This window comes from uncultured Thiodictyon sp., from assembly GCF_903946935.1.
Classification (GTDB): domain Bacteria; phylum Pseudomonadota; class Gammaproteobacteria; order Chromatiales; family Chromatiaceae; genus Thiodictyon.
Window position 1 is genome coordinate 19,921 of the sequence record NZ_CAJAXH010000214.1, and the last position, 24,797, is coordinate 44,717.

The 24,797-nt window shown below is 65.0% G+C and carries 22 protein-coding genes and 2 pseudogenes; 15 read left to right on the plus strand and 9 right to left on the minus strand.

Translation table 11 applies throughout. From position 1 onward, the window contains the following. Window positions 1-237: 237 nt before the first annotated feature. Window positions 238-393 (plus strand): annotated as a pseudogene (locus tag QZX93_RS18105) (N-6 DNA methylase); the annotation flags it as partial. On the opposite strand, the gene QZX93_RS18110 reads toward QZX93_RS18105, so the two are convergent. Beyond that, window positions 393-596 carry a hypothetical protein gene (locus QZX93_RS18110; protein ID WP_295393090.1) on the minus strand — a complete coding sequence of 68 codons (204 nt, stop codon included), beginning with the start codon at window positions 594-596 and terminating at the stop codon, window positions 393-395. The pseudogene QZX93_RS18105 and the gene QZX93_RS18110 sit on opposite strands and share 1 nt — an antisense overlap. Between QZX93_RS18110 and QZX93_RS18115 the strand changes: the two genes are divergently transcribed. The 3 genes from QZX93_RS18115 to QZX93_RS18125 all read left to right on the plus strand — a co-directional run bounded on the left by QZX93_RS18115 (window position 504) and on the right by QZX93_RS18125 (window position 2,838). Beyond that, window positions 504-1,526: an N-6 DNA methylase gene (locus tag QZX93_RS18115; RefSeq protein WP_295393089.1), complete on the plus strand. Its 1,023-nt coding sequence runs from the start codon at window positions 504-506 to the stop codon at window positions 1,524-1,526. The two genes, QZX93_RS18110 and QZX93_RS18115, sit on opposite strands and share 93 nt — an antisense overlap. A 202-nt stretch (window positions 1,527-1,728) precedes the next feature. Further along, window positions 1,729-1,860, plus strand: coding sequence for a hypothetical protein (locus QZX93_RS18120; RefSeq protein WP_295393079.1), 132 nt, complete (start codon window positions 1,729-1,731; stop codon window positions 1,858-1,860). A gap of 39 nt (window positions 1,861-1,899) precedes the next feature. Then, window positions 1,900-2,838 carry a hypothetical protein gene (locus QZX93_RS18125; RefSeq protein ID WP_295393080.1) on the plus strand — a complete coding sequence of 313 codons (939 nt, stop codon included), beginning with the start codon at window positions 1,900-1,902 and terminating at the stop codon, window positions 2,836-2,838. A gap of 15 nt (window positions 2,839-2,853) precedes the next feature. On the opposite strand, the gene QZX93_RS18130 is transcribed toward QZX93_RS18125, so the two are convergent. After that, window positions 2,854-3,273: an SEC-C metal-binding domain-containing protein gene (locus QZX93_RS18130; protein ID WP_295393081.1), complete on the minus strand. Its 420-nt coding sequence runs from the start codon at window positions 3,271-3,273 to the stop codon at window positions 2,854-2,856. 64 nt (window positions 3,274-3,337) lie between these two features. Then, window positions 3,338-6,949, minus strand: coding sequence for a DNA polymerase III subunit alpha (dnaE, locus tag QZX93_RS18135; RefSeq protein WP_295393082.1), 3,612 nt, complete (start codon window positions 6,947-6,949; stop codon window positions 3,338-3,340). Between the two features lie 261 nt (window positions 6,950-7,210). Here dnaE and QZX93_RS18140 point away from each other — a divergent pair, with 261 nt between their 5' ends. Then, window positions 7,211-7,567 (plus strand): type II toxin-antitoxin system PemK/MazF family toxin, encoded by a 357-nt coding sequence (locus tag QZX93_RS18140; protein WP_295393083.1) that lies wholly within the window; start codon window positions 7,211-7,213, stop codon window positions 7,565-7,567. 118 nt (window positions 7,568-7,685) lie between these two features. After that, window positions 7,686-8,462, plus strand: a complete 777-nt coding sequence (locus QZX93_RS18145; protein ID WP_295393084.1) for a DUF3050 domain-containing protein — start codon at window positions 7,686-7,688, stop codon at window positions 8,460-8,462. Here QZX93_RS18145 and QZX93_RS18150 read toward each other — a convergent pair. Then, a complete protein-coding gene (locus tag QZX93_RS18150; protein WP_295393085.1) occupies window positions 8,459-9,199 on the minus strand; it encodes a lytic transglycosylase domain-containing protein in 741 nt (246 codons plus the stop codon). The two genes, QZX93_RS18145 and QZX93_RS18150, sit on opposite strands and share 4 nt — an antisense overlap. Window positions 9,200-9,676: 477 nt before the next feature. Here QZX93_RS18150 and QZX93_RS18155 point away from each other — a divergent pair, with 477 nt between their 5' ends. After that, the gene (locus tag QZX93_RS18155) at window positions 9,677-10,204 is read left to right on the plus strand and encodes a DUF882 domain-containing protein (protein ID WP_295393086.1); all 528 of its coding nucleotides are present in this window, start codon (window positions 9,677-9,679) and stop codon (window positions 10,202-10,204) included. A 109-nt stretch (window positions 10,205-10,313) separates the two neighbouring features. Here the strand turns inward: QZX93_RS18155 and QZX93_RS18160 are convergent, their stop codons facing one another. After that, complete coding sequence (locus QZX93_RS18160; RefSeq protein ID WP_295393087.1) at window positions 10,314-12,140, minus strand: RNB domain-containing ribonuclease; 1,827 nt, start codon at window positions 12,138-12,140, stop codon at window positions 10,314-10,316. A 168-nt stretch (window positions 12,141-12,308) separates the two neighbouring features. Here QZX93_RS18160 and QZX93_RS18165 point away from each other — a divergent pair, with 168 nt between their 5' ends. After that, on the plus strand, window positions 12,309-13,319 hold the full coding sequence (locus QZX93_RS18165) for a folate-binding protein (protein WP_295394820.1): 1,011 nt from the start codon (window positions 12,309-12,311) through the stop codon (window positions 13,317-13,319). Window positions 13,320-13,330: 11 nt separating this feature from the next. Here the strand turns inward: QZX93_RS18165 and QZX93_RS18170 are convergent, their stop codons facing one another. Continuing rightward, window positions 13,331-13,921 (minus strand): Uma2 family endonuclease, encoded by a 591-nt coding sequence (locus tag QZX93_RS18170; protein WP_295392850.1) that lies wholly within the window; start codon window positions 13,919-13,921, stop codon window positions 13,331-13,333. A gap of 292 nt (window positions 13,922-14,213) precedes the next feature. On the opposite strand from QZX93_RS18170, the gene QZX93_RS18175 reads away from it, so the two are divergent. Together QZX93_RS18175 and QZX93_RS18180 are read left to right on the plus strand one after the other, a co-directional pair. After that, the gene (locus QZX93_RS18175) at window positions 14,214-14,336 is read left to right on the plus strand and encodes a hypothetical protein (RefSeq protein WP_295392851.1); all 123 of its coding nucleotides are present in this window, start codon (window positions 14,214-14,216) and stop codon (window positions 14,334-14,336) included. A 116-nt stretch (window positions 14,337-14,452) separates the two neighbouring features. Beyond that, a complete protein-coding gene (locus QZX93_RS18180; RefSeq protein WP_295392852.1) occupies window positions 14,453-15,049 on the plus strand; it encodes a hypothetical protein in 597 nt (198 codons plus the stop codon). A gap of 117 nt (window positions 15,050-15,166) precedes the next feature. Here QZX93_RS18180 and QZX93_RS18185 read toward each other — a convergent pair whose 3' ends face one another. Then, complete coding sequence (locus QZX93_RS18185; RefSeq protein ID WP_295392853.1) at window positions 15,167-15,733, minus strand: hypothetical protein; 567 nt, start codon at window positions 15,731-15,733, stop codon at window positions 15,167-15,169. Further along, window positions 15,688-16,128 carry a hypothetical protein gene (locus QZX93_RS18190; protein ID WP_295392854.1) on the minus strand — a complete coding sequence of 147 codons (441 nt, stop codon included), beginning with the start codon at window positions 16,126-16,128 and terminating at the stop codon, window positions 15,688-15,690. The genes QZX93_RS18185 and QZX93_RS18190 overlap by 46 nt, the downstream gene beginning before the upstream one ends. Window positions 16,129-16,429: 301 nt before the next feature. Between QZX93_RS18190 and QZX93_RS18195 the strand changes: the two genes are divergently transcribed. The 5 genes from QZX93_RS18195 (at window position 16,430) to QZX93_RS18215 (ending at window position 23,634) form a co-directional block, all read left to right on the plus strand. Further along, a complete protein-coding gene (locus QZX93_RS18195) occupies window positions 16,430-17,551 on the plus strand; it encodes an efflux RND transporter periplasmic adaptor subunit (RefSeq protein ID WP_295392855.1) in 1,122 nt (373 codons plus the stop codon). Next, on the plus strand, window positions 17,548-20,640 hold the full coding sequence (locus QZX93_RS18200) for an efflux RND transporter permease subunit (RefSeq protein ID WP_295392856.1): 3,093 nt from the start codon (window positions 17,548-17,550) through the stop codon (window positions 20,638-20,640). The genes QZX93_RS18195 and QZX93_RS18200 overlap by 4 nt, the downstream gene beginning before the upstream one ends. Window positions 20,641-20,650: 10 nt before the next feature. Further along, window positions 20,651-20,824, plus strand: coding sequence for a DUF29 family protein (locus QZX93_RS18205; protein WP_295392857.1), 174 nt, complete (start codon window positions 20,651-20,653; stop codon window positions 20,822-20,824). Between the two features lie 270 nt (window positions 20,825-21,094). Continuing rightward, complete coding sequence (locus tag QZX93_RS18210) at window positions 21,095-21,661, plus strand: glutathione peroxidase (protein WP_295392858.1); 567 nt, start codon at window positions 21,095-21,097, stop codon at window positions 21,659-21,661. 23 nt (window positions 21,662-21,684) lie between these two features. Continuing rightward, complete coding sequence (locus QZX93_RS18215; protein WP_295392859.1) at window positions 21,685-23,634, plus strand: LOG family protein; 1,950 nt, start codon at window positions 21,685-21,687, stop codon at window positions 23,632-23,634. Window positions 23,635-24,166: 532 nt separating this feature from the next. Here QZX93_RS18215 and QZX93_RS18220 read toward each other — a convergent pair. Beyond that, window positions 24,167-24,442, minus strand: a pseudogene (locus tag QZX93_RS18220) (RNA-binding protein); the annotation flags it as partial. Window positions 24,443-24,797 lie beyond the last annotated feature (355 nt).

The following is a 24,797-nucleotide window of genomic DNA, read 5'->3' on the forward strand; positions in this document are numbered from 1 at the left end:
GCCAGCGACTCACCAGGGTTGGTAACATATTGGAAAATCTTGGCGAGCTTGGCGCCTTGGCGTGACAATACCATTTTTCTCGATCATCGCCGCCAAGCGTCTGCCCCTGCATCCGGCCGAGAAAGGACCCGCCCATGGATCAAGCCCAGCTCAACTGGCTGACCAACTTTATTTGGAATATCGCCGACCCTGAGCCCGCGGCCGGTGGGTGACCTACCCGGACTCGACAACCACTCGATGGGCACGCTGTTCGAAGAGCTGGTCCGCCGCTTCAACGAGGACAACAACGAGGATGCCGGCGAGCACTGGACACCGCGGGATGCCGTACGCCTCATGGCCAATCTGATGTTCCTGCCGGTGGCCGAGCGCATCGAGTCCGGCACCTACCTGCTCTATGACTGCGCCTGCGGCACCGGCGGCATGCTCACCGTGGCGGAGGAAACGCTCAAAGAGATCGCCGCCGCCACGGCAAACAGGTCGCCACCCACCTCTATGGCCAGGAGATCAACGCCGAGACCTATGCCATCTGCAAGGCCGACCTCCTGCTCAAGGGCGACGGCGAGGCGGCCGACAACATCGTCGGCGGACCGGCCCACTCCACCCTCTCGGCCGATGCCTTCCGCTCCCGCGAGTTCGACTTCATGCTCGCCAATCCGCCGTATGGCAAGTCCTGGAAGGGCGACCTGGACCGGCTGAACTACGGCGGGTCCAAGCAAGACATCACCGACCCGCGCTTCGTCATCAACCATGCCGGCGACCCCCAATACTCGCTGATCACCCGCTCCAGCGATGGCCAACTGCTCTTCCTGGTCAACAGGACCCCAATTTTCGCGAAAGAGGCAGAACGATGGTCTTACGGCATCACATCCGATATGTGGAGTCTCCGACCTGAGCATTTCAAAGTTATCTCTTCGGTGCTCCCGCCATCTGAGGAACAAGCCGCCATCGTGCGGTTCCTGGACCATGCGAATCGAAAGATCGACGGATTTATCCGCAACAAGCGCAAGCTGATTGGGCTACTGAACGAACAGAAACAGGCCATCATTCACGGTGCCGTTACCCGCGGGCTCAATCCCGATGCCAAACTCAAGCCTTCCGGCATTCCCTGGCTCGGCGACATCCCGGAGCACTGGGGCATTACCCCATTGAAAGGTGTCTGCTTAATCCAATCTGGGATTACCCTGGGAAAGACCTACGCTGAAAAACAGCTTAGCGAGTTTCCATATCTTCGGGTTGCCAACGTGCAGGCTGGTCATCTCTCGCTCACACAAGTAAAGTCAGTGCGACCGGAATTGGCGCTGGAAATCGATCCCGTGGTTACCGCCATCACCCGCACCGAACGCGAAATCGCCCTGATGCAGGAATACCGCACGCGGCTCACCGCCGATATCCTCACCGGCAAGCTGGACGTGCGCGAGGCGGCGGCGCGGCTGCCGGACCTGCCCGCCGACACCGCCGCGGACCCAACCGACGACGGACTCGACATGGCTGATATTGCCGATGACGCCGAGATCGAGGAGGATTGACCCATGACTGAACTCACCGTCGCTCTCCATCTCGTTCCCACGCTCCGCGTGGGAATGCATCCCGGGACGCTCCGCGTCCCGCGGTCGGCACCCTGCCCGAGCGGTCGCGACAGGCAGTGACTACGGGACGCAGAGCGTCCACAAATGCATTTCCACGCGGAGCGTGGGAACGAAACATAGGATGGGGCGGAGTACTGTAGCCATGACCGCTGATACCACCGAAAAGGGCCTCGAAGACCTGATCATGCGGTACATGACCGGATCGGATGGGCTGTTTCACGGACCCGGCACGGGCGTGGCCGAGCCGCTCGCCTTGGCTGGCGGCAGCGGCTGATTTGCCGGACACCCGGCCGCCTACGACCGCGAATACGCGGTGGACGTGGAGCACCTGTTCCGCTTCCTGAAGGACACCCAGCCGGAGCGCTATGCCAAGCTCGGCATCGGCGACTACCGGGACAAACTGGGGGTGGCGCGGCGGAAATTTCTCGCCCGCCTGCATACGGCGATCAGCCGGCGCGGGACCATGTGTACCGCGCTCAAGGGCAGCAAGGGGCGGGCCTTGGAGTCCTGGTTTCTGCCGTTCAACCAGGGCTGGAATGACGGGGCCGGCAATCCGCCCAACCCGGACGGCATCAAGACCGATTATCTGTGGCGGTGCATACTCACGCCGGCCGGACTCACCGACATCCTGGAGAACTATGCCCAGGTGGTCGAGGAGATCAATCCGAAGACCGGCAAGAAGCGTTACATTCAGGTCTTCCCCCGCTACCATCAATTGGACGGGGTGCGGCGCCTACTCGCCGCTGTCACGGCGCACGGCGTCGGTCAGCGCTATCTGGTCCAGCACTCCGCGGGCAGCGGCAAGTCCAACTCCATCGCCTGGCTGGCCCATCAGTTGATCGGCATTCTCAACGACGGCGGGGCGTTGTTCGACTCCATCATTGTCATCACCGACCGTCGCATCCTGGACCGGCCGATCCGCGCGACCATCAAAGACTTCGCGCAAGTCGGGAGCATCATCGGCGCGGTGCGCGACGGGGCCGGCTCGAAGACCGAGCAATTGGCCAAATATCTGAAGGACGGCAAGAAGATCATCATCTGCACGGTGCAGACCTTTCCCCATGTGGTCGAGAGCTATTACCGACTCGCCAAGACCATTACCGGCGATCCGCTGTTCGCGCTCAAACGGGTTATCACCGCACTCTTTACCGATGACGCCCAGTTGTTCAAAAAATTCCAGGACAACCAATCGTTCCGGCACTGGCTGACGGATACGATGTTTGCGATGACTTATGAAGATCAAGGCCGATGATCAAGGCCGATCGGCTCATCGTCCGCAACAGCGCTTGTACTTGGTCCCGCTGCCGCATGGGCAGGGCTCATTGCGCCCGGTACCGGCATATTTCTTGGTGGGCCGCCGCGGTGCCGGCCGCGCAATCTCGTGGGCAGCCACACTGGCGGACTCCGCGATGGGACCCATCTGGCTCATTCCCGGAAACAGCTCGTGGTGGCGTTCGATCATCGGCGTGACGATGGTGCGCTTGAAATCCGCAAATTCCTCGTCATCCATCTTCAGCTCCGGCTGCACGCCGGCCAAGAACTCGTCTCGCTTCTCCTGCGGCACCAACGCCAGGTTCCAGCAGAGTTGGCTCAGTGTCATCGCCTGTTGCAGCTGTTCTGGCGATCCGTCGGTCCCATCGATCAGCGGTTGTGCGAAGGTCGCAAAAGCTTTGCCAAAGGCCCCCATAAGAACATCTCCGGATAATAACGGCTAAACCGTTTGAATTAAGGCGTCGCGGCCGGGGCCGCTCCTACCTGACGACCGTTAAGCGCGCCGCCTTGGGTCGTTCAGGCTCCGCCGGCATCGCCGGCAGGGTGCCGCGCTGGTAGCAGACCGTCACCGACTCATTGCCGAGCAGGCGGCGCAATTGCTTGAGTAGCGCATCGCGCGGCTGCACCCGCCAGGCGTCGCCGCAGAGCAGGCGCGCACGCACGCCGGGGCGCTGGTAATCCATCAGGATGCGCAGATCGCCGCCGCGGAAGGGTTCCATGATGGTGCGCAATTGCTCGATCAAGGCCGGGTCGCAGGTCGGGCCGGCGCCGGGCGCCCCCAGGGTCAGGGCCAGGTGGTCGGCCTGGGATTCGCGCGCCTGCTCGAAGGTGCGCACGTCCTCGGCGCGAAAGGTCCAATCGTTGCGAAAGTCATCGAAGCTCAATGAGCCGGTGACGGTGATGAACTGGTCCGGGACCAGCAGACCGCGGGTCGTCTCATAGAGTTCGGAGAAGACCGTCACCTCGATCCGCCCGGTACGGTCGTCCAGCAGTACCGAGCCCATGCGCCCGCGCGGGGTCTTGCCGTGGCGCACGTTGACCACCAGCCCGGCGATGGTACGGCGGTCGCGCTCGCGCCGCTTGCTGTCCCAACGGGTCTCGGCCTCGGCGGGGTCGCGCTCGGTCTCCTTGAGACGGGCGATGCGGTTGCTCGCACCCACCATGGCGTCGATCTCGCCGCTATAGCGGTCGATGGGGTGGCCGGTGAGATAGAGCCCCAGGGTCTCGCGCTCGCCGGCCAGGCGCTGTTCGTCGTCCCAGTCCTCGCGCGTCTCAGACGCGATCTGCGGGTCCGGCGCGGCATGGGCCTGCTCGCCGGTGTCCAGCAGGTCGCCGAACAGGTCGAACTGACCGGCCGCCTGAGTAGCCCGATGCTGCTCGGCAAACTTGAGCGCCAGCGGCAACTGGGCCATCAGGGTGGCGCGATTGGGCGCCAGCCCGTCCAAGGCCCCGGCGCGGATCATCCCCTCCAGGACCCGGCGGTTGGCCTTGTGCAGGTCGATGCGCCGACAAAACTCCCAGATATCCCGGAAGGGGCCGCCGGTGCGCCGCGCCTCCAGCATGGCCTCAATGGCGCCCTCGCCCACCCCCTTGATGGCCCCCAGCCCATAGACCACGGTGTCGGGCCCGTCGATGGTGAACTGGTATTCGGAGCGATTGACCGCCGGCGGCCGCACGTCCAGCTTCATCAGGCGGCATTCTTCAATGAGGGTGACGACTTTATCGGTGTTGTCCATGTCCGCGGAGAGCACGGCGGCCATGAAGGCGGCCGGGTAGTGGGTCTTGAGCCACAGGGTCTGGTAGCTCACCAGGGCATAGGCGGCGCTGTGTGACTTATTAAATCCGTAACCGGCAAACTTCTCCATCAGGTCGAAGATATGGGCGGCAATCCCGCGGTCCACCCCGCGCCCTTCGGCCCCCTCCTGAAAGATGGCCCGCTGCTGGGCCATCTCCTCGGCCTTCTTCTTGCCCATGGCGCGGCGCAGCAGGTCCGCCCCGCCGAGCGAGTAACCGGCCAGGACCTGGGCGATCTGCATCACCTGCTCCTGGTAGAGGATGATGCCATAGGTGGGCGCCAACACCGGTTCCAGGTCCGGGTGCGGATAGGCGACATCGGCACGCCCGTGCTTGCGGTTGATGAAGTCGTCCACCATGCCGGACTGCAATGGGCCAGGGCGAAACAGGGCGACCAGGGCGGTGATGTCACCGAATGAGTCGGGCTGGAGCTTCTTGATCAGCTCCTTCATGCCGCGCGATTCGAGCTGGAAGACGGCGGTGGTCTCGCAGCGCTTGAGCAGCGCGAAGGCCTCCGGGTCCGCCGGGTCGAGTCTCTCGATATCGATCGGCTCGGCACCGGCCGGCAGCCGGGCATTGATGGTCTTGAGCGCCCAGTCGATGATGGTGAGTGTGCGCAGCCCCAGGAAGTCGAATTTGACGAGACCCACCGACTCCACGTCGTCCTTGTCGAACTGGGTGACCAGATTGACCCCGCCCGGCTCGCAATACAGCGGCGCGAAGTCCGTCAGCCGGGTCGGGGCGATGACCACGCCCCCGGCGTGCTTGCCGGCGTTACGGGTGCAGCCTTCGAGCTTGCGCCCCATGTCGATGAGTGCGTGGACCTCCTCGTCGTCCTCATAGGCCGCCTTCAGGTCCTCGCTGTCGGTGAGTGCCTTCTCCAGCGTCATGCCGAGCTCGAAGGGGACCATCTTGGCCACCCGGTCGACGAAGCCATAGGGATGCCCCATCACCCGGCCGACGTCGCGCACCACCGCCTTGGCCGCCATGGAGCCGAAGGTGATGATCTGGGAGACCGCCTCGCGCCCGTAGCGGTCGGCGACATAGTCGATGACCCGGTCGCGGCCCTCCATGCAGAAGTCGACATCGAAGTCGGGCATGGAGACGCGCTCGGGGTTCAGGAAGCGCTCGAATAGCAGGTCGTGCTGGATGGGGTCCAGATCCGTGATGCCGAGCGCGTAGGCGACCAGGGAGCCGGCACCGGAGCCACGCCCCGGCCCCACCGGGATGCCGTTGCGCTTGGCCCAGGCGATGAAGTCCGCGACGATCAGAAAGTAGCCGGGGAAGCCCATCTGGCAGATGACCCCGAGCTCCAGGTCGAGCCGCTCGGCATAAAGCTGGCGGCGCTCCACCTGATCGGTGGCAGCCCGCAGCAGACCGCGCTCGAAGCGGCGGCTGAGGCCTGCCGCGGATTCGGCGCGGAAGAACTCATCCATGGTCATGCCGGCCGGCACCGGGAAGTCCGGCAGGTAGTTCTTGCCCAGCTCCAGCTCCAGGTTGCAGCGCTTGGCGATCTCCACCGAGTTCTCCAGCGCCTCCGGACAGTCGGCGAACAGCTCGACCATCTCCTCGGGGGTGCGCAGATACTGCTCCTCGCTGAAGATGCGGGGGCGCCGCGGGTCATCCAGGGTGCGGCCCTCGTGGATGCAGACCCGCACCTCGTGAGCCTCGAAGTCGTCGCGTTTGATGAAGCGCACGTCGTTGGTCGCCACCACCGGCACGCCCTTGGCCAGCGCCAGGTCGACGCTGCGCTCCACGAGCTCCGCCTCCTGCTCCCGGCCGGTGCGGATCAACTCCAGGTAATAGCGGTCGCCGAAGATGGCCAGCCATTGATCCAACAGGACTTCGGCGCCCGTGCGGTGACCCGCCAACAGCGCGGCGGCGACATCGCCCTGGGGGCCGCCGGAGAGTGCAATCAGCCCTTCGGGGGCGGCGGCGATCCAGTCGCGCTCCACCTGCGGCACGCCCAGGTGCTGGCCCTCGACATAGGCGCGCGAGATCAGCCGGGTCAGGTTGCCATAGCCCTGCTTGTCCTGTACTAACAGCACCAACCGGTGCGGCTTGTTGGGGTCCGCGGGGTTCTTCACCCACAGGTCCGCCCCCGCGATGGGCTTGATGCCGGCAGTGAGCGCGGCCTTATAAAAGCGTACCAGGGCGAAAAAATTGCACTGATCGGTGATCGCCACCGCCGGCATCCCGGCCTGGCGCGCCGCCTTGACCAGGGGCTTGACCCCCACCAGGCCGTCGACCAGTGAATATTCCGTGTGCAGGTGCAGGTGGATAAAGCGGGGGTCCATGAGGGGCTCGGCTGTAGTTTGGGATGGGGACGTCGCGATCGCGGGGCGGGGAGTTTAACGTGAAAGTCGCGCTGGGAGCGCGGTCCGCTTCCCCTCCCCTATTGGGGGAGGGGAAGCGGCCAAGGCCGTTACAAAAAGATGGAGGGGCGAACGGGCGGCCAGACTCCCTGTGTGTGTTTTTGAGCTACAATGGCCATCTACCGAACGCTTAAGCCGGAGGGCAGCGATGGACCCCACGGCGAACCGAATCTTTGAGCAAAAATGAACTGTAAACCGGGGGATTTAGTCCTGATCCCTTTCCCCTCCGCCGACTTGCAGTCGCCCAAGAGGCGTCGGGTGCTGGTCCTGACCGCGCCGAATCAGCATGGCGACTTTATCGCCCTGGCGGTGACGAGTGTACAGCCGCCGGAACATGGGCTGGAGATTGGCAAGGATGCCCTGACGTCAGGCGCCTTGCCCTGTCAGAGCTGGGTCCGCCAAGACAAAATTTTTACCCTGAGCGAGGACGACAGCGTCAGGGCCTTCGGGCGGGTCACGCCGGATTTCCTGAGGAACGCGCTCGCTGGGCTGCGCGAACTGGTTGGACAAGAAAACAGCTCAACGCAGCGGCCCGGATAGGCACCGAGCAGGGTCTGCACGCAGACGGTCGGTTGGACATCTTGATGTGAGTCCCGGCTGGCGTTCCGCCCGCCAAGCCGTATAGTGGCCGACTGACCGGATCACGAGGAGCCTGACCATGGCCGCACCCAATCTGCAACCACTGCGCCCCTTGCAGGCGCAACTCAACGCCCATCCCATCTACAGTGCCATCCGCGAGCTGCGGGACCTGCGGGTCTTCATGAGCCATCATGTCTTCTCGGTCTGGGACCTGATGTCGCTGATCAAGTACATGCAGCAACACCTGGCACCGACCCAGGTGCCCTGGAGCCCACCCGGGGACCCGGCCCTGCGCCACTTTATCAACCAGTTGGTGCTGGAGCAGGAGTCGGACAGCGCCCCGACGCGCGACGGTGGGGTCCGCTATGGGAGCCAGTTCGAGTATTACTGCCAGGCGATGGACGAGGTCGGCGCCGACGGTAAGTCCCCGCGGCGCTTCCTCGCCCTGGTCGCCGAGCGTGGGCTCGATCAGGCGCTCTACTCCGACCTGGTGCCCCTGCCCGCCCGCTATTTCAGCGAGACCACCTTCGGTTTCATCCGTGAGGACCAGCCGCACGTGGTGGCCGCCGCCCTGGTGTTGGGCCGCGAGCACCTGATTCCAGACATGTTCCTGCGATTCCTGACGCAGATGACCCTGGGCCCGGCGCAGGCCCCATCCTTTCATTACTATCTGAACCGCCATCTCCACTTGGGCGAACACGGCCAAGGCCCACTGGCCATGCAGCTGCTGGAGAGGCTGTGTGACAACGACCCGGTGCGTCTTGAGGAGGCGGAAACCGCCGCAGAAGAGGCGATCTGCGCCCGGCTGCGCCTGTGGGACGGCGTGCTGGAGGCCATCGAAACCGGCCGCCGCTAGCCGCCCACCCGCTCCGCCGCCAGGTGCTGGAGCACCTGGCGCACATAGTTCTGGGTCTCGGGATAGGGCGGGATCTGATTGCCATTGCGGATCACGGCGTTCTCACCCGCGTTGTAACCGGCCAGGGCCAGGGTCAGGTCCTGGCCGAACAGGTTGAGCAGGTCGCGCAGATAGGCCGCCCCGCCGCGGACATTCTCCACCGGGTTGAATGAATCCTTGACACCGTAGCGCGCGGCGGTGCCGGGCATCAGCTGCATCAGCCCTTCGGCACCCGCCCGGGACACGGCCTCGTGGTTGTAAGCGGACTCGGTGCGGATCACGGCGTGCAACAACTGCGGACTCAGCCCATAGACCTGGGCATAGGCATTGATGACCCGCTCGAAGCGGGCGCGCCGCGCGGCCAGCGACTGATCCGTGGCCGATGCCGGAGGCAGCGCCGGGGCCAGCGGCGGAGCAAAACGGGGGGCGGGCACCGCCCTGAGGCTCAGGGCAGAGACCCCGGCGGGACTCGAACCGAGGCCGAGCTTGGCCAGGCGCTGGCGATTCTCGCTCACCAGGCGCTCGCGCTTCTCACTCGCCAGGCGCTCCGACTCCCGCTTCCACGCGAGCCGATATTTGGAGCCGGCGAGCGGGGCGTCGGTGAAATAGGTGTTGCCCTTGCCGTCCACATATTTGAAGACGTCCGCCCGGGCATCGGCCAGCAGCAGCGCCGACGCCGCGATCGCCAGTATCGGCATGACCCTCGGCATGTCTAACTACCCCCCGTAACAACAAGGACTGAAGCCGCCTCCACCCACCGGCGCACCGCCACGGCGAGCCCATCCGGGACTGCCCACCGACTCCGCCCACAACGCAGGCACGCTCGCCCGTGCCCGGAGTCCACACGGCGAGCCGGTCGCGACCGAGCCTCAGGAAGGCGTCGCTGAGTGACTCACGCGCAATGATCCCAACGTCCCAGCCCTTCTGCGAACCTTAGCACCGATTGTAGAAAAGTGCGACACCGAGACTGTGGAACAGTTCTCAAGTACCATCAAAGAGTCTCAGAGGCGTTCATTGATTCCAGAGATTTTTGATAAGGTTATATTTACCACTTAGTGTGGTGCTAGAACCAACGACCGTCTGTCGGTCAAATGCGATATTGCTATTGCGTTTCCGCTCTTCCTGCCTATAATCGCGCTGCATCGTCCACTACGTCCACATTGTCCGGGGGGAACATGAATCGACGTTATTTTCTAGGGTTGTCTTTGTCCGCGATGGCCGCACCCGTGCTGGCCAAGAAGCCAACGGAACGTCCACGCGCACTGTCCCTGCATCATATGCATACCGACGAGAAGATCTCAGTGGTCTACCGCGAGGGCGATCACTACAAACGCAGCGCACTGCAACAACTGAATTATTTCCTGCGGGATTTCCGCACCGGCACCACCATGCCGATGGACCCGCAACTGTTCGACCTGCTACACGATGTGAAGGTGTCGCTGGGCGACCCGGATGCCCGTTACGAGATCCTGAGTGCCTACCGCAGCCCGCAAACCAACGCGATGCTGCGCGCCGAAGGCCACGGCGTTGCACGCAACAGCATGCATCTGTACGGCCAGGCCCTCGACATCCGCTTCCCCGACTTGGGCATCAGCCACATCCGCGACGCGGCACTGTCCCTGGGTCGCGGCGGCGTTGGCTACTATCCGAGCTCAAACTTCGTCCATGTCGACACCGGCAATGTCCGGACCTGGCGCGCCTGACCGCCCGCCGCCCTTAATCGGCACAAAAAACGCGGGGCCTCGGCCCCGCGTTTTTTTGTGAGGATAACCTCCCGAGGTGGCCCGATCAACGCAGCACAACCGTCAGGCATTAGCCCAACACCCGGAAGCTGGCCGTCTGGGCCGGGATATCCACCTCGCGCACGGCGACCCGCACGCCCTGATTCAATTCCGGTTCATCGCGCAACCGCAGTCGCGTCTCCAGCGCCAGCGTCGGCACCAGGGCGAGCCCCTTGCGGTCGTCCTTGCCCACGATGGTCGCCTCCCCCTGCCAGTCCGGGTTGTCTTTGAGATAGACGAGCTTCCAGTGCAGATTCGACAGGCGCTCCGCGCGTCGCACCACCCCGGCGGCGGTCTCGGCCTCGGCGATGCGCTCGGTGACCTGCTCCACGGTGAGGAGCGGCTCCCCGCGCAGCCAGGCGCGGATCTGCTGGTGGACGAGCAGGTCCGAATAGCGCCGTAGCGGGCTGGTCGCCCGGGTGTAGAACTCCAGCCCCAGCCCCGCGTGCAGGTCCGGTGTACCCACCAGGCGGGACGGCTTGAAGGCGCGACGCCTGGCATACATGGCGGCCAGGTCGCGGGGCGGTTCGGCCGGCTCCGGCGGGGCCTGGGTCGCATAGGCAATCGGGATCGCGTGCTCCAGACAGAAACGCGCGGCACCCTCCCCCGCCATCAGCATGGCGTCCGCCACCAGTTCCCGGCTCGCCAGCCGCGGCAGGGGGCGGATCGACACCCGACCATCCTGGACCCGCACACTCACCTCCGGCAGGTCCAGGCTGGTGGCCCCGGCGGCGAGGCGGCGGGCGCGGAAGCGATCGGTCATGGTACACATGGCGGCGAAGGGGGCCTCCCCCAGGCGCCCCTCGACTTCTTCATAGGTCAGACGCTGGGCACGGATCCAGGTGCGATGCACCTCGGTAGCACACAGCGCCCCGTCGGCGTCGCAGCGCAAGGCAAATGACAGGGCGGGCGAGACCGGTTGCAACCCCAGCCCCAGGCGCTCGGTGACGCCCAGGGGCAGCATGTTGATAACCCCCTCAGGTAGATAGAGATTGCTCCCCCGGGCGCGCGCCTCGCGCTCGATCTCGCCCGTCGGCTCAATCAGTGCGGCGACGTCCGCCACATGGACCCACAGGCAGTCACCGTCCAGGCTCAGTGCATCGTCGGGGTCCTGGTTGCCGACGTCGTCGATCGCATAGGCGGGCAGCCCGGTGAGGTCCAGCCGGTCCTCCTCGGGAAGTTCCGCGACCGGCTGCACGGATTCAGCGGTCGAGATCCCACAGCGGCCGGGATAGGGATTGTGCCGATCCGCCCAGTAGCCGACCTGGATCAGCGCCCGATGGGCGTTGACCGGGTTCTGCTCATGCCCCAGTGCATCGAGGATGCGGCTCCGCTCGGTCTGCCCCAGGGCCAGGCGCTCCACCTCGACCAACCGCGGCCGATCCTCCGGTGCCGGGCGCGCCTGCGCCATCCGCGCGAGGAAGTCCTGCCAATCGCGCTCGGCCGCCGCCTTGGCCCCGCGCTCGGCGCGGTCGCGCTCCACCTCAGCGCGGGTGCGGGCACGCAGGGTCGTCGGGTTGCCGGTAAACTTGAGCCCATCCGCCACCAACTGCCAGGCCGCCCAGGCGGTCGCGGGGGTAAAGGCCTCAAAGGCGAGCTCGGCCAGTTCCTGCAAGGTCGTCATGCCGCCCTCCAGCAGTTCCCAGGCGGCCTCGGGTTCCCCTTGTTGTGGCAGTAAATCCCCCAGGCCGCGCAGCGGTCCCGGATGGAGCAGTTCCAGGTCCTTGGGCCGCACCCGCTTGGTCTGCCCCGCCTCCAGCTCGATCTCGATCTTTTCCCCGACGCTGACCACACGGGCGGGCCGTATCTTGTAGAGCACCAGGCTGTTCACGGGGGGGCTGGATTGATAGGTCGACAAGGGGCTGATTGCTCCGCGGTGATGGGGGCTCGGGACTGAGCTGGTTCGATGAATCGGGCGGGCGCGGCCCCGGAGCGGGACTCGGCTTTGGGTATGATACCCCGATGCCGCGATCGACTGGCGCCAGCGCACGGTACCGACCACCCGACTTTGATTGAGGACCACAACATGAACACAGACTGGAGCGCCTTTTTGGCCGCCCGCGGTACCCCTGGCGCCAACGGGGACACCGCGACTGACTGCACCCGCTACGACCTCTCACACCTGGGGCTGATCGCCGTCCAGGGCGCCGACGCGGATGGATTTCTGCAGGGGCAGTTGACCAACGACATCCGCACCTTGAGCGCTACCCAGTGCCAACTGACTGCCCATTGCAGCCCCAAAGGCCGCATGCTCGACCTGTTCCTGGCGCTGCGGCTGCCCGCTGGCATCGGCCTGCAACTGCCGCGCGAGCGGGTCGCCCCGGCGCTCAAACGCCTGGGGCTCTATGTGCTGCGCTCCAAGGTCACGCTGGTAGACCACAGCGACGGCCCGGTGCGCATTGGGCTGGCGGGCACCGGCGCTCCCCGGGAGTTGGAGCGCCGCGGATTACCGGTGCCCGAAGGGGATTTTGCCGCGGTCGCTGCCGATGGGGTAACCGTGGCGCGCCTACCCGGCACCGCACCGCGCTTTGAGCTGATCGCCGAATGCGCACGCCAGATCGACCTCTGGGACGCCCTAGCGCCGGTCTGCGCCTGGGGCGATGCGGACGACTGGGCCCGGCTCGACCTCCGCGCCGGCATCCCCAGCGTTTACACCGCCACCAGCGAAGCCTTCGTGCCGCAAATGGCCAATCTCCAGTTGCTCAACGGGGTCAGCTTCACCAAGGGGTGCTATACGGGACAGGAGGTGGTCGCGCGGATGCAATACCTGGGCACGCTCAAACGCCGGATGTATTGGGCAGAAGTCCAGACGCAGACACCACCCCAGCCCGGCGACGCGCTTGAATCGCCCGCCAGCACCTCGGAGCAAGGTGCTGGCCGGGTGGTGGATGCACGCCGCAGCGGTGAGGGCCGCTATGAACTCCTCGCCGTGGTCGAGATCGCGGCGGCCGAGACCGGCGAGGTGCGGCTCGGCGCGGATGGGCCGCAACTGAAGCTCCAGGCCCCGCCCGATGGCTTCCTGGCAGCCGCCGGGTAATCCGGCTCAGGTTAGGAGATCGCGCGCCGAAACGCCTGCACCGCGTCGTATTGGTCCGGCATCCGCGCATGGGCGGCGAGCAGGGCCAGGTCCAGGTCCGGCAACAGTCGGCTGCGGGTGGCGCGGCGGTAGCCATCCGGCTCCAATACATGGACCTCCAGGTCGCTATTGCGCCAGAGCCAGACCTCTGGGATTCTCAACCCCTGGTAGAGGGGCAACTTGCTCAGCGCCTCGTGGGTGATAACGACCTCAATGACCAGGTCCGGCAGGGGCTTGTCGGAGCCGATGCAGTAGGACTCATCCGGCTCCCCGGCGGCCCGCTCGGGCTGTTTCAGGGTGAAACCGCCGCGGCCGTAGAAGCGAATCCCTTTCGTGGTCAAATAGGCATCGAGCAGATAGCTGATGCTTCTCTTGCGTGTTTCGTGCTCTGGTCCGACCGGCGACATGATCTCCAGGCTCCCATCCAGGTAAGTGAGGCGGACGGCGCGGCTGTCCTCGAAGCAGGCGGACAACTGCTCGAAGCGCTGCCAGGGAATGCCTTCGAGCAGGATGCGCTGCGCCGCGTGGTCGGCGACGGCGGGTGGGGCGATGACGGTGGGCATGGGTAGGATTCCTCCCGTTCGGGTCGCGTTGGGCCGGTGCAATGGCGGCCGTGGCTCAACGATAGCACCGGCGGGGCTGGCGTGGAATCGGTGGCGGACGCCGAACCAATCCGCGCACCATTATCGCGGGTTGGGTCCAGGCCCTGCCGCCGGCCGAAAAAGACAGCCTGCTCGCCGACCTCCTGCTCTCTGAGCACCCGCACCCCCTCGCCGCCCTGCGGCAGGCACCCGGCAGGCCGGCAGCTACGGACAGGCCGTCACCCTGCTGCAAGACCTGCGCGACCTGGCAGCAATGGACCAGCAGCCGGACGCCTTCAGCGGGCGCATGGCCCGTCTGAGTGACGCACACGCGAAAAAACCGGCACTGATCCGCCGGTTTCGCGAGGCCAAGCTGATCGACCGACCGCCATGCTGAACCTTCCTCTGGACTAGACTCGTGACACCGTTGTGCAGTGTCACGCCTGTGTCAGGCGCTCTGCGCCGCGAGTGCAGACCGCCGCCGCCATCGCCCCCCACCGGAGAGCCACCGCCATGACCGAGCACATGCCGATTCAAGACCCGGAAGATTTCAGCCCCGAAGACCTGATGCGCCTCGCCGAGGTCCTCTTCTCGCCCTTGAGCGGCGTGAACGAACTGGAACGGGCCTGCATGACCCTGGCCCATCTGCCTACCGCCGAGGCCCAGGACCTCTTAAAGCGCTTCACTGCATCCTCGCGCGCGGCGGAGGTGAGCTGGCTGGAGTGTGCCGTCGAGGAGGGACAACAAGTCCTGATGGAACCGACAAATGACCTGGAGGAACGGGAGTTTCTCACCCTCAAGGTCATCCAGGAGCTGACCGACGAGTCCTATGAACTGGAGGCCAAGCGCGACCAGCAGCGGGTCTCCATCGAGAAGGGTGAGATTCGACTCGGTGCCCTCCAGGCGCTCGCCGCAGCCGGCAAATACGACCCCATTGCGGTCCTGGGTTATTCTGGCGGTATCGATTGCGAGCGCAATGACATGGACGAATTGACCGAGGAGATTGCACTCAAGGAGGCCATGATCGAGCACCTGCGCGCCTCGATCACCACCCCGAGATACCGCGATGTCGACCCGGAGTTCATGCGGCATGTGCATTGGGATGCCTAAGCTGGTGAACGCCCTTCTAGCAGGCTGTCGGACTTAGTGATGCAACCGATTGAATACAAAGAGTTTCCTCTTTTGCGCCAAAAAGTCGTTTTCCTGTTTAATCAATCGGTTACGCCATCAAGTCCGACAGGCTGCTAGCTCCCACGCTCCCGCGTGGGAGCAAGTGCGGGCGCTCCGCGTCCAGTGCCAAGACCGGACGCGGAGCGCCCGCACGGCATTCCCACGCTGGAGCGTGGGAACGAGAAACGGGAAGCGCTGCTTCCTGTGGCCAGCAGGGTCGGGCTTGCCGGAGTTCAACATGGCCACGTCCCGATCCACGGCAGCGGCCTTCTCCGGCTGCCCCGTGGCCTCGAACCAATCGCCGAGCGCATCCAGGCAGTTGCACCAGAAGACGTGCAGGTTGTGGACGTTGTATTGCTCCTCCCGGAAGGACAGGGGCAACAGCACCGCGCTCAGCGCCGGGGCGTCGCGCACCCCGATTGCCAGACGGCGCAGGAGGCTGGTCTTGCCCATGCCCCGCTGTCCCAGAATCAAGTGATGGGAGGCAAGACCCGAGGAATCAATCTCCGCGAGGCGACCGAGCAGACGCTCGACCAGATCGCCGCGGGCGACGAAGCTCGCGAGGAAGGCGGCATCGCTCAGGATGGCCGGGTTGTAGACGGCAAGACCCAGTAGATCGCCCATGGCTCAAAGCACCACGTACCGCAGCCACCACTCGCGCAGCAGGTGCAGCCGCGCCGGCGGGCCACGTCGGCAATAAAGTCGCGGGCCGTCTCGGGATCGAAAGGCCCCAGAGTGAAGGGGTCCAGGTCGTTGAGTGCGCCCTCCACCTGGTTACGCCGGGCGATCGTATCGAGCCCGATGGAGCCAGTGTAAAGCCAGCGGATGCGCCGGTGCTTCTGACGCATGCCGCGCAGCCAGTACAAGAACTCCCGGATCGCTGCCGCCCCGCCCCGTTCCTGGAGCGCCGCGACGAAGACCGGCAACTCGTCGATCAGGATCAACCAGGGCGGGGCCTCGTTGTGGTCGTCCAAGTGAGCGAAGAGTTGATCGGCAAACTCGGGCCAGTCGTCTCCCATCTGAAGGTGTTGCAAGTGTAGCACTACAAATCCGTAGCGCTACGGATTTGTAGTGACTGGCACCCCCTGGCAGCGATCCGATAACGGCTGCGGCGCCCCACCGCCATCTAACCTCACGAGCGACCCAGAAATCGACCTTGTTACGGCCGGTTCGGACGGCCGTTCGCGACCGTGCCGCGCTCGACAAGGTGGCGCTCGCTGACCTATTGCAACCGCTAGCTGGCCGCTTATCATTGTGATTCCTTATGTGGTTTCGCATAATTCCCTTCCCTGCGATCCGATTCGTCCCCAAAGGCCCCCCATGTTCCGACGCCTCCTCCTGGTACTCTTGGCCCTGGCCGCCGTGATCGGCGCTCTGGCCTATCTGAAATACGGCCAGATCCAGGGCCAGATTGCGATGTTCTCCAAGCCGATGCCGGCGCCGGTGGTGGCGGTGGCGCAGGTGCGGGAGACCCGCTGGGAGCCGACCCTGGACGCGGTGGGCTCGGTCCAGGCGGTGCAGGGGGTGGAGGTCAGCAATCAGGTGGCCGGCCAGGTGAAGGAGATCCGCTTCGACTCCGGGGCCACCGTGCGCCAGGGGGAGATCCTGGTGCGCCTGGACGACGACGTGGATCAGGCGGAGCTTGAGGGGCTCAAGGCGGCCGAGCGGCTCGCCGCACTCAAGCTCAAGCGCAACAGTACGCTGTTGAAAGATAAGGCAGTCTCGCTGGGCGACGTCGACGACCTGGCGGCCCAGCTCGACCAGACGCGCGCCCAGGTCAAGTCCAAGCAGGCGACCATCGACAAGAAGGTGATCCGCGCGCCCTTCGACGGCCAGCTCGGCATCCGTAAGGTCGACCTGGGCCAGTTTCTGAAGGAGGGCACCGCCATCGTGCTGTTGCAGGCGCTGGACCCGCTCTATGTGGACTATGCCCTGCCGGAGCGTGAGATCGGCCGCATCCGAGTCGGCCAACCGGTGCGGGTGCGGGTGGCCGCCCAACCGGATGCGGTATTCCAGGGCAGCATCGCCGCGATTGCACCCGGGGTGGACCGCGGCACCCGCAGCGTGCAGGTGCGTGCCCGCTTTGCGAACCCCAAGGTGCAACTGCGCCCCGGCATGTTCGCCCGGGTCGAGACCGTCCTGCCGGTGCAGGAGCGGGTGCTGACCCTGGCGCGCGAGGCGGTCACCTTCAACACCTATGGCGACTCGGTGTTCCTGGTGGAAGAGCAGGCCGGCACGCTCAAGGTCCAGCGCCGCCAGATCGAGACCGGCGCGGTGCGCGGGGATGAGGTGACGGTGGTGACTGGGCTCAAGGCCGGCGACCGGGTGGTCTCGGCCGGGCAGGTCAAGCTCACCAACGACCAGGCGATCCAGATCAAGGGTGCGGATCAGCCGCCGGCCGCGGCGACGGCGCCGACCCAGACCGGGGCCAAGCCCGAATGAAGTTCACCGATATCTTCGTCTACCGCCCGGTGCTCGCCGCCGTCGTGAGCCTGTTGATCTTCATCCTAGGGATTCGCGCCTTCATCGATCTGGAGGTCCGCCAGTACCCCAAGACCCAGAACACCGTGGTGACCATCACCACCGCCTACCCCGGGGCGAGCAGCGATCTGGTCAAGGGTTTCATCACCACGCCGCTGCAACAGGCCATCGCCGAGGCCGACGGCATCGACTTCCTGTCCGCCACCAGCACGGCCGGGGTCTCGGTCATCGAGGCCAACATGCGCCTCAACTACGACCCCAAGGCGGCGGTGGCCGAGATCCAGGCCAAGGTGGCGAGCCGGATCAATGTGTTGCCGGAGACCGCCCAGAACCCCGTCATCGACTCCACCACGGGCAACTCCACGGCCCTGATGTACCTGGCCTTTTACAGCAAGGTCATGGACCTGCCGCAGATCACGGACTATGTGCTGCGGGTGGTCCAACCCCAGTTGCAGGCACTGCAAGGCGTGGCCAAGGCGCAGTTGCTCGGCAACAAGACCTTTGCGATGCGCATCTGGCTGGACCCGGCGCGCATGGCGGCCCTGGGGGTGACCGGGGACGACGTGACGCGGGTCCTGCGGGCCAACAACTATCTCTCGGGCATTGGCAAGCTCAAGGGCGACCTGGTCCAGATCGACCTCTCGGCCACCACGGATGTCAGCCGGGTGGAGGACTTCAGCCGGCTGGTAGTGCGCGCCGACGGCGACACCCTGGTCCGTCTGGAGGACATCGCCCGCGTCGAGCTGGGCGCCGCGGACTATGACTCCACCACGCTCTACAAGGGCAACCCCGCCATCTTCATCGCGGTGGAGCAGACCCCCGGGGCCAATCCGCTCGATGTCGCCAAGCGGGTCCGCGACCTGCTGCCCAAGCTGCGGGCCGATTTCCCGCAGGGGCTCGACGCCTTCGTGCCCTATGACGGCAGCGCCTTCATCGATGAGTCGATCCGGGAGGTCTTCAAGACCCTGGTCGAGGCGGTGCTGGTGGTGCTGCTGGTGATCTTCCTGTCGCTTGGCTCGCTGCGCGCCGCCCTGGTGCCCGCGGTGGGGGTGCCGCTGTCCATCGTCGGGGCCGGGTTCCTCATGTTGCTGATGGGCTTCTCCATCAACCTGCTCACCCTATTGGCCATGGTGCTCGCCATCGGGCTAGTGGTGGACGACGCCATCGTGGTGGTGGAGAACGTCCATCGGCACCTGGAGATGGGCAAATCCAATATCCAGGCCGCGGTGGACGGGGCGCGCGAACTGGCCCTACCCATCATCGCCATGACCACGACCCTGGTAGCCGTCTATGCCCCCATCGGTTTCATGGGCGGGCTGGTCGGCACACTGTTCACTGAATTCGCCTTCACCCTGGCCGGCGCGGTCCTGGTCTCCGGCGTGGTGGCACTCACACTCTCGCCCATGCTCTCGGCCCTGGTGCTGCGCTCCGGTGCGCAACAATCCGCCTTTGAACTGCGTGTCGAGCACACCTTTGAGTCACTGGCCAGGGGCTACCGGGGGCTGCTCCATCGCTGGCTCGCCTTCCCCTCGCTCACGCTGCTGGTGGCGCTGGTCGTCATCGGTGCCATTTATGCCATGTACAGCATGACGCAGAAGGAATTGGCGCCCACCGAGGATCAGAGCATCCTGTTCTTCATGGGCACCGCGCCGCAGACCGCCACCATCGATTACGACATCCGCTATATCAGGGAGATGTTTCCCATCTTCGACGCCATCCCGGAATACACGGATTCATTCCTGGTGGCCGGCTTCGGCGGGGACCAATCCTCGGTCTTTGGCGGATTCAAGATCGCACCGGCGGCCGCGCGCAAACGCAGTCAGGACGCCATCCTGCCCGAGCTGCAAGGGGCGCTCTCGCAGATCGCGGGGCTCAATACGGTGGTCTTTCCGCTCCCCAGCCTGCCGACCCCAGGCAATGGTATCCCGGTGGACTTCGTGATAGTCTCCGACCGCGATTACAAGGAGTTGGACGGATTGGCGGACAAGCTCGTGGGCGCGGCCATGGGCAGCGGCAAGTTCATGTTCCTCTCCAAGGACGTGAAGCTGGAGCGCCCCCGCACCGTGCTGGAGGTGGACCGGGAACTGGCCGGCGCCATGGGTATCAGCATGGCGGACCTGGGTACGAGCCTTGCCAGCATGCTGAGTGAGAACTATGTCAACTGGTTCAGCCTGGAGGGGCGCAGCTACAAGGTCATCCCCCAGGTGGAGCAGCGCTTCCGCAATGACGCGAGCGAACTGAAGGACTATTACATCCGCAACAGTGCTGGGGAACAGGTGCCATTGAGTACACTGGTGAAAATCCGCCACGAGGTGGAGCCATCCAAGCGCACCCAGTTCCAACAATTGAACGCCATCACGCTCTCCGGGGTCCAGATGCCCGGCGTGACCTTGGGCGATGCGCTCGCCTTTCTGGAGGAACAGGCCAAGGCCATCTTCCCGCAGGGTGTGCGCTATGACTTCAAGGGCGAGTCGCGCCAGTTCAAGGGCGAGGGCACGGCCTTGGAGGTCACCTTCTTCCTCTCGCTCATCATCATCTATCTGGTGCTGGCGGCGCAATTCGAGAGTTGGCGCGACCCCTTCGTCATCCTGATGTCGGTGCCGGTCTCAGTTGCCGGGGCCATGGCCTTTTTATTCCTGGGTTTCGCCAGCATCAATATCTATACGCAGGTCGGCCTCATCACCCTGATCGGGCTGGTAACCAAGAACGGTATACTCATCGTCGAGTTCGCCAACCAATTGCGCACGCGCGAGGGTTTGAGCAGACGCGAGGCGGTGGAGCGCGCCTCGACCATCCGCCTGCGCCCCATCCTCATGACGACGGTGGCGATGCTGGTCGCCATGGTCCCGCTGCTGATCGCCAGTGGCCCCGGGGCGGTGAGCCGCTTCGACATCGGGCTGGTGATCATGACGGGCTTAGGCATCGGCACGCTCTTCACCCTGTTCGTGGTGCCCTCCTTCTATCTGCTGCTCTCGTCCGCGGTCCATGGGGGGCACGGGGTGCCGACGCAATCCGCGCGGCCGACCGACCATCCGCAATCTCAAGCATGACATCGCCCGCTTGTTCAAAGAAACCCCCAGCCTGCGTCGTTTCCTGGTGGAGGAACTGGGCGAGGCTTACCCTGAAGCGGTGGAATGGGCGGCAGACGAAACCGGGCTGATTGACGATACCTTTCCCTTGGCCTGCCCCTATTCAATAGACGACATCCTGAGCCGGGACTTCTGGCCGGAGTGAACAAGGCAAGGCCGCTGCCGCTCTGCGGCCTCGATCACCGTGTCGGCCGTCGGGGCCTGCGGCGTACAGCGTCTGACACATGCGTGCCACCGCTGGAGCGGTGGCACGAGCGCCGAGGAGGGGCGGCGTGGCCGGAAGGTCGATCACGGCCCGCTCGGCCGTACCGCGCGCGTCCCCGCGTTTTTCGCGTCAATCGCCTTGGACGATTGCAATTTCCGGTGTACGCACCATTTCCACAGGTCACACCCTGTTCGTTCTGGAGCGCCCATCGTGAAATCTACCCTGTTCGCCCTCGGCCTGGTCGCCATCAGCGGCGGCGTTTCCGCCGAGGCGCCGGCCACCGCGCCGGCCGCTGCCGCCTGCCCGCCCCTGCTCGATCTCAAGGTTCGCCGACTGGCCGGAGAGGAGGTCGTCGACCTCTGCGAGGCCTATCGAGGCAAGGTCATCCTGGTGGTCAACACCGCCAGCAAGTGCGGCTTCACCCCACAGTACGAGGGGCTGGAGGCACTCTATCGCAAGTACCGCGACCGCGGCCTGGTGGTGCTCGGCTTCCCGTCCAATGACTTCATGAAGCAGGAACCCGGCAGCGAGCAGGAGATTGCGAAGTTCTGTCGACTCACCTACTCGGTCGAGTTCCCGATGTTCGAGAAGGTCAGCGTGACCAAGGGCAGCGCCGCACCCCTGTTCGAGCGACTGGTGGCCGCCGGCGCCCCCTATCCCAAGTGGAATTTCTACAAATACCTGATCGACCGCAACGGCAACTATGTCGATTATTTCGCCAGCATCACCGGGCCGGAGAGTAACAAGGTCACGCAGGCGATCGAAAAGCTCCTGTGAGGACAGCGACCTGAGTAGGCACCATGTACGCGACACCGCAAACCGACGACGGCTGGATCACCCACGTCCATGGGCGGGAGGGCGAGGCCCTGGTGGTGGATGCGCACTTTGTCCTCCCCCACCAATTCTGCGAGCAAGTGCGCGGGCGGGAGTCGGAGTTGGTGTTCGCGGCGCGCAGCCGCCTGGCGCGGCTCGGAATCAACATCACCCCATTGGGTGAGCCGGTACTCGATGGGTGTGCGTGCGACCTGCGCCTGGAGGTCGTCGCCGCCATCCAGGCCTACGGGATGGCCGAGCACTTGGAGCGGCTGGCGGTCGCCGGGATGCGGGTCGGCCGGCTGGTCTTCTGCCCCCAGGATACCCGGCTCAATTCAACCGAGATCCACACACTGATTCGGGACAACCAGATCCAGGTGCCCGTCGGCTTTTCGCTGGACACCCACGGTTACCTGATCCTGCGGCCCCAACAGCAGGTCTTTCAGTTTCGCACGCCGCTCGCCTATGAGGAGGTCCACGCGGTCGCCTATCACGCGGATGGCAAGGAACTGCTCAACCGCCTCCAGGTCCGCACCCAGGTTGCCAATATCGAATTGGCCCCGATGGATGGCCTGGTGACGGCCTGCTCCATGTTCCTGCACCGACACTTTGTGGTCCTGCAGAACCGCGACGATGCGCTCGGCGTCCACCTTCAGGCCACCGTGCTGGACCCGATCTCCACCCGCGGCACCAACATCTATCTGGAATTCATCAACCGCTCAGACCAACTGATCGTCAACCCCACGGTGGCCGCCACCGTCCATCCGGCCACCCGCCGGGAGCCGCAGCGCCACTACTGGCACGGCGGGCCGCAGGACCAGCAGAGCGCGGCCGAGTCCGAGTACCGGGCGCTCATCCAGGTGTTCGACCGGCTGGAGGCCGCGCCGCCCCTGGCCGCGGACTGTCATCGGCTGATGGCCGCGACCAGCGACCCGGCGGCCCTGCTGCGCGGCGGCGCACCTGACCTGCTGTGCCTGCGACCGGACAGCCCCGAGCGCCCCCACACCGCCGAGGAGGCCGCCGCCGCCGGCACGACACCCCAGTGCGACGCCTGCCCCACCCCACTGGATCGACTCGCGGACGACGCCGGGGCAACCCTCTTGCTCGGCTATTTCCCCAACCTGATTGAACACGCTGAGATCTGCGCCGCGGCGCTCCGCCGCAAGGTGGCCAGTGTGTGCTTCCGGCGCACCGCCTTCGAGCACGGGGTCTTCCTCTCCGACCGCGACCACGGTCGCCTGGCAGACTATGAGGGGCTGGGGCTGAAGGTGTATTGGTGTAACGAGGCCCGCGGCCACGTCCTGCGGCATGTCTTTCGGGGCTTGCGGGGTTATTTCACTGAACCGGATACGGTCGACCGGTTCCGTTCAGCCCTGATCTTCGCCATCTATGGCTCGGTCAAACCACTGAGCGACCAAGAACTGGGCCACACCGAACGACTCATCGAACACCTCAAGGGGCTCTTCGGCAACGACATCGGCATACTCACCGGCGGCGGCCCCGGGTCGATGCAACAGGTCACCGACATCGCCAGCCGCCAGGGCCTCTTGATCGGCTCCAGCTTCATCGAGACCATGGATCAGGAGACCAACAAGAGCGCCGATTTCTACCAGACCTTCCAGGCACGCAGCCGCCAATCGCGCCAGCGCTGGTTCGAGATCGCGAGCTTCCACATCTTTCTGATCGGCGGCGTGGGTACGCTGGAGGAGATCGGGCTCACGCTCACCGACATGAAACTCGGGGTCATCGAGGCCAGCCCGGTGGTCTTCCTCGACAGCGCCGCCGGGGGCGACTTCTACTGGGAAGGGCTCAAGACCCAACTCACGCGCATGGTCCGCGCCGGGCGCGCGCCCGCGTGGCTGCTCGACAACATCCTGATGACCGCCGATCCGGAGGAGGTCCCGCGCTTCTACAAGAAGACCCTGCGGCTGGGGTAGCCTAGTACCCCATCCACCCTATGTTGCATGCCGACCCCAACGGGGTCGAACATATCAGCCCAGGGCAACGCCCTGGGTTAGCGTTGTTTATTAGGCCTAGCCCTGAAAGGGCGTGACATAACGGTGGGGCTCCTGATGTCACGCCCTTTGAGGGCTGGGGTCTGTTATCCGTCATACCCAGGGCGTTGCCCCGGGGCTGGTATGTCGCGCCCCTTCGGGGCTTGAGTACGCGCAAGAGTAGGCGGTATAAGGTACCATCCCTGACGCAGAAGTCGCGCAGGGACATTGGGGATCAGGACCCCGCAGCAGGGACCTGGATTCCGCTGCGCTCCATCAAGGCGACAACCAGCGCCCCGATGGAATAGGTGCCCAATCTCCATGGCGGACCACGGTGGCCCTAGTACACCCCCGTGCCGCCGTTCGGTTCGCACCCAGTGCTGGATCAGTAGCGACCGCCACCCTCCCTGCCACCGCCGTCGCGATCACGGTCGCGACCGCCGCCACCCCCCCAACCGCCGCCGCCACCGCCACCGCCACCGCCACCGCCACGCGGACGGTTTTGCTGCTCACGCGGGCGCGCCTCGTTGACGGTCAGCTTGCGCCCCTTGAACACGGACTCGTTCAGTTCTTTGATCGCGCTGTCGGCCGCGCCGTTGTCGGGCATGTCCACAAACCCGAAGCCCTTGGATTGTCCTGAAAATTTGTCCTTTATGACCTCCGCGCTCGCGAGCTCTCCATACTCGCCGAAGATTTCACGCAAATCATCGTCGGTGACGCTATAGGTTAAGTTGCCTACGTAGATCCTCATCGCTATCTCTCACGCTCTTGTGTATTGATCGTAGGGAGCCCGCCGAGCGACCAACACACAAGTCCGCTCGCCGGAAAGAATCTACGCGGCGCCCGGGGGTCCGGCAGCGCCTGGCCGTCGGCAGCCGGGGCGTGCGAACGACGATACGAGGTGAAAAGTAGTGGATCGGGATCGATGCGTCAACCGTCATTCGATCAAAATTATCGGCCGCTACGCGACGAGCGACGCCGACGCCGCTCGGTTGGCCGAGGCGGCGCGGCGCACCCGCGGCGAATCACTGATTGCCGAACAGTGACACAGGCATTTCAGACCCTCCCAGAATCGCTCATCGGTCGAAGGCCCCGCGTCAGCGGGA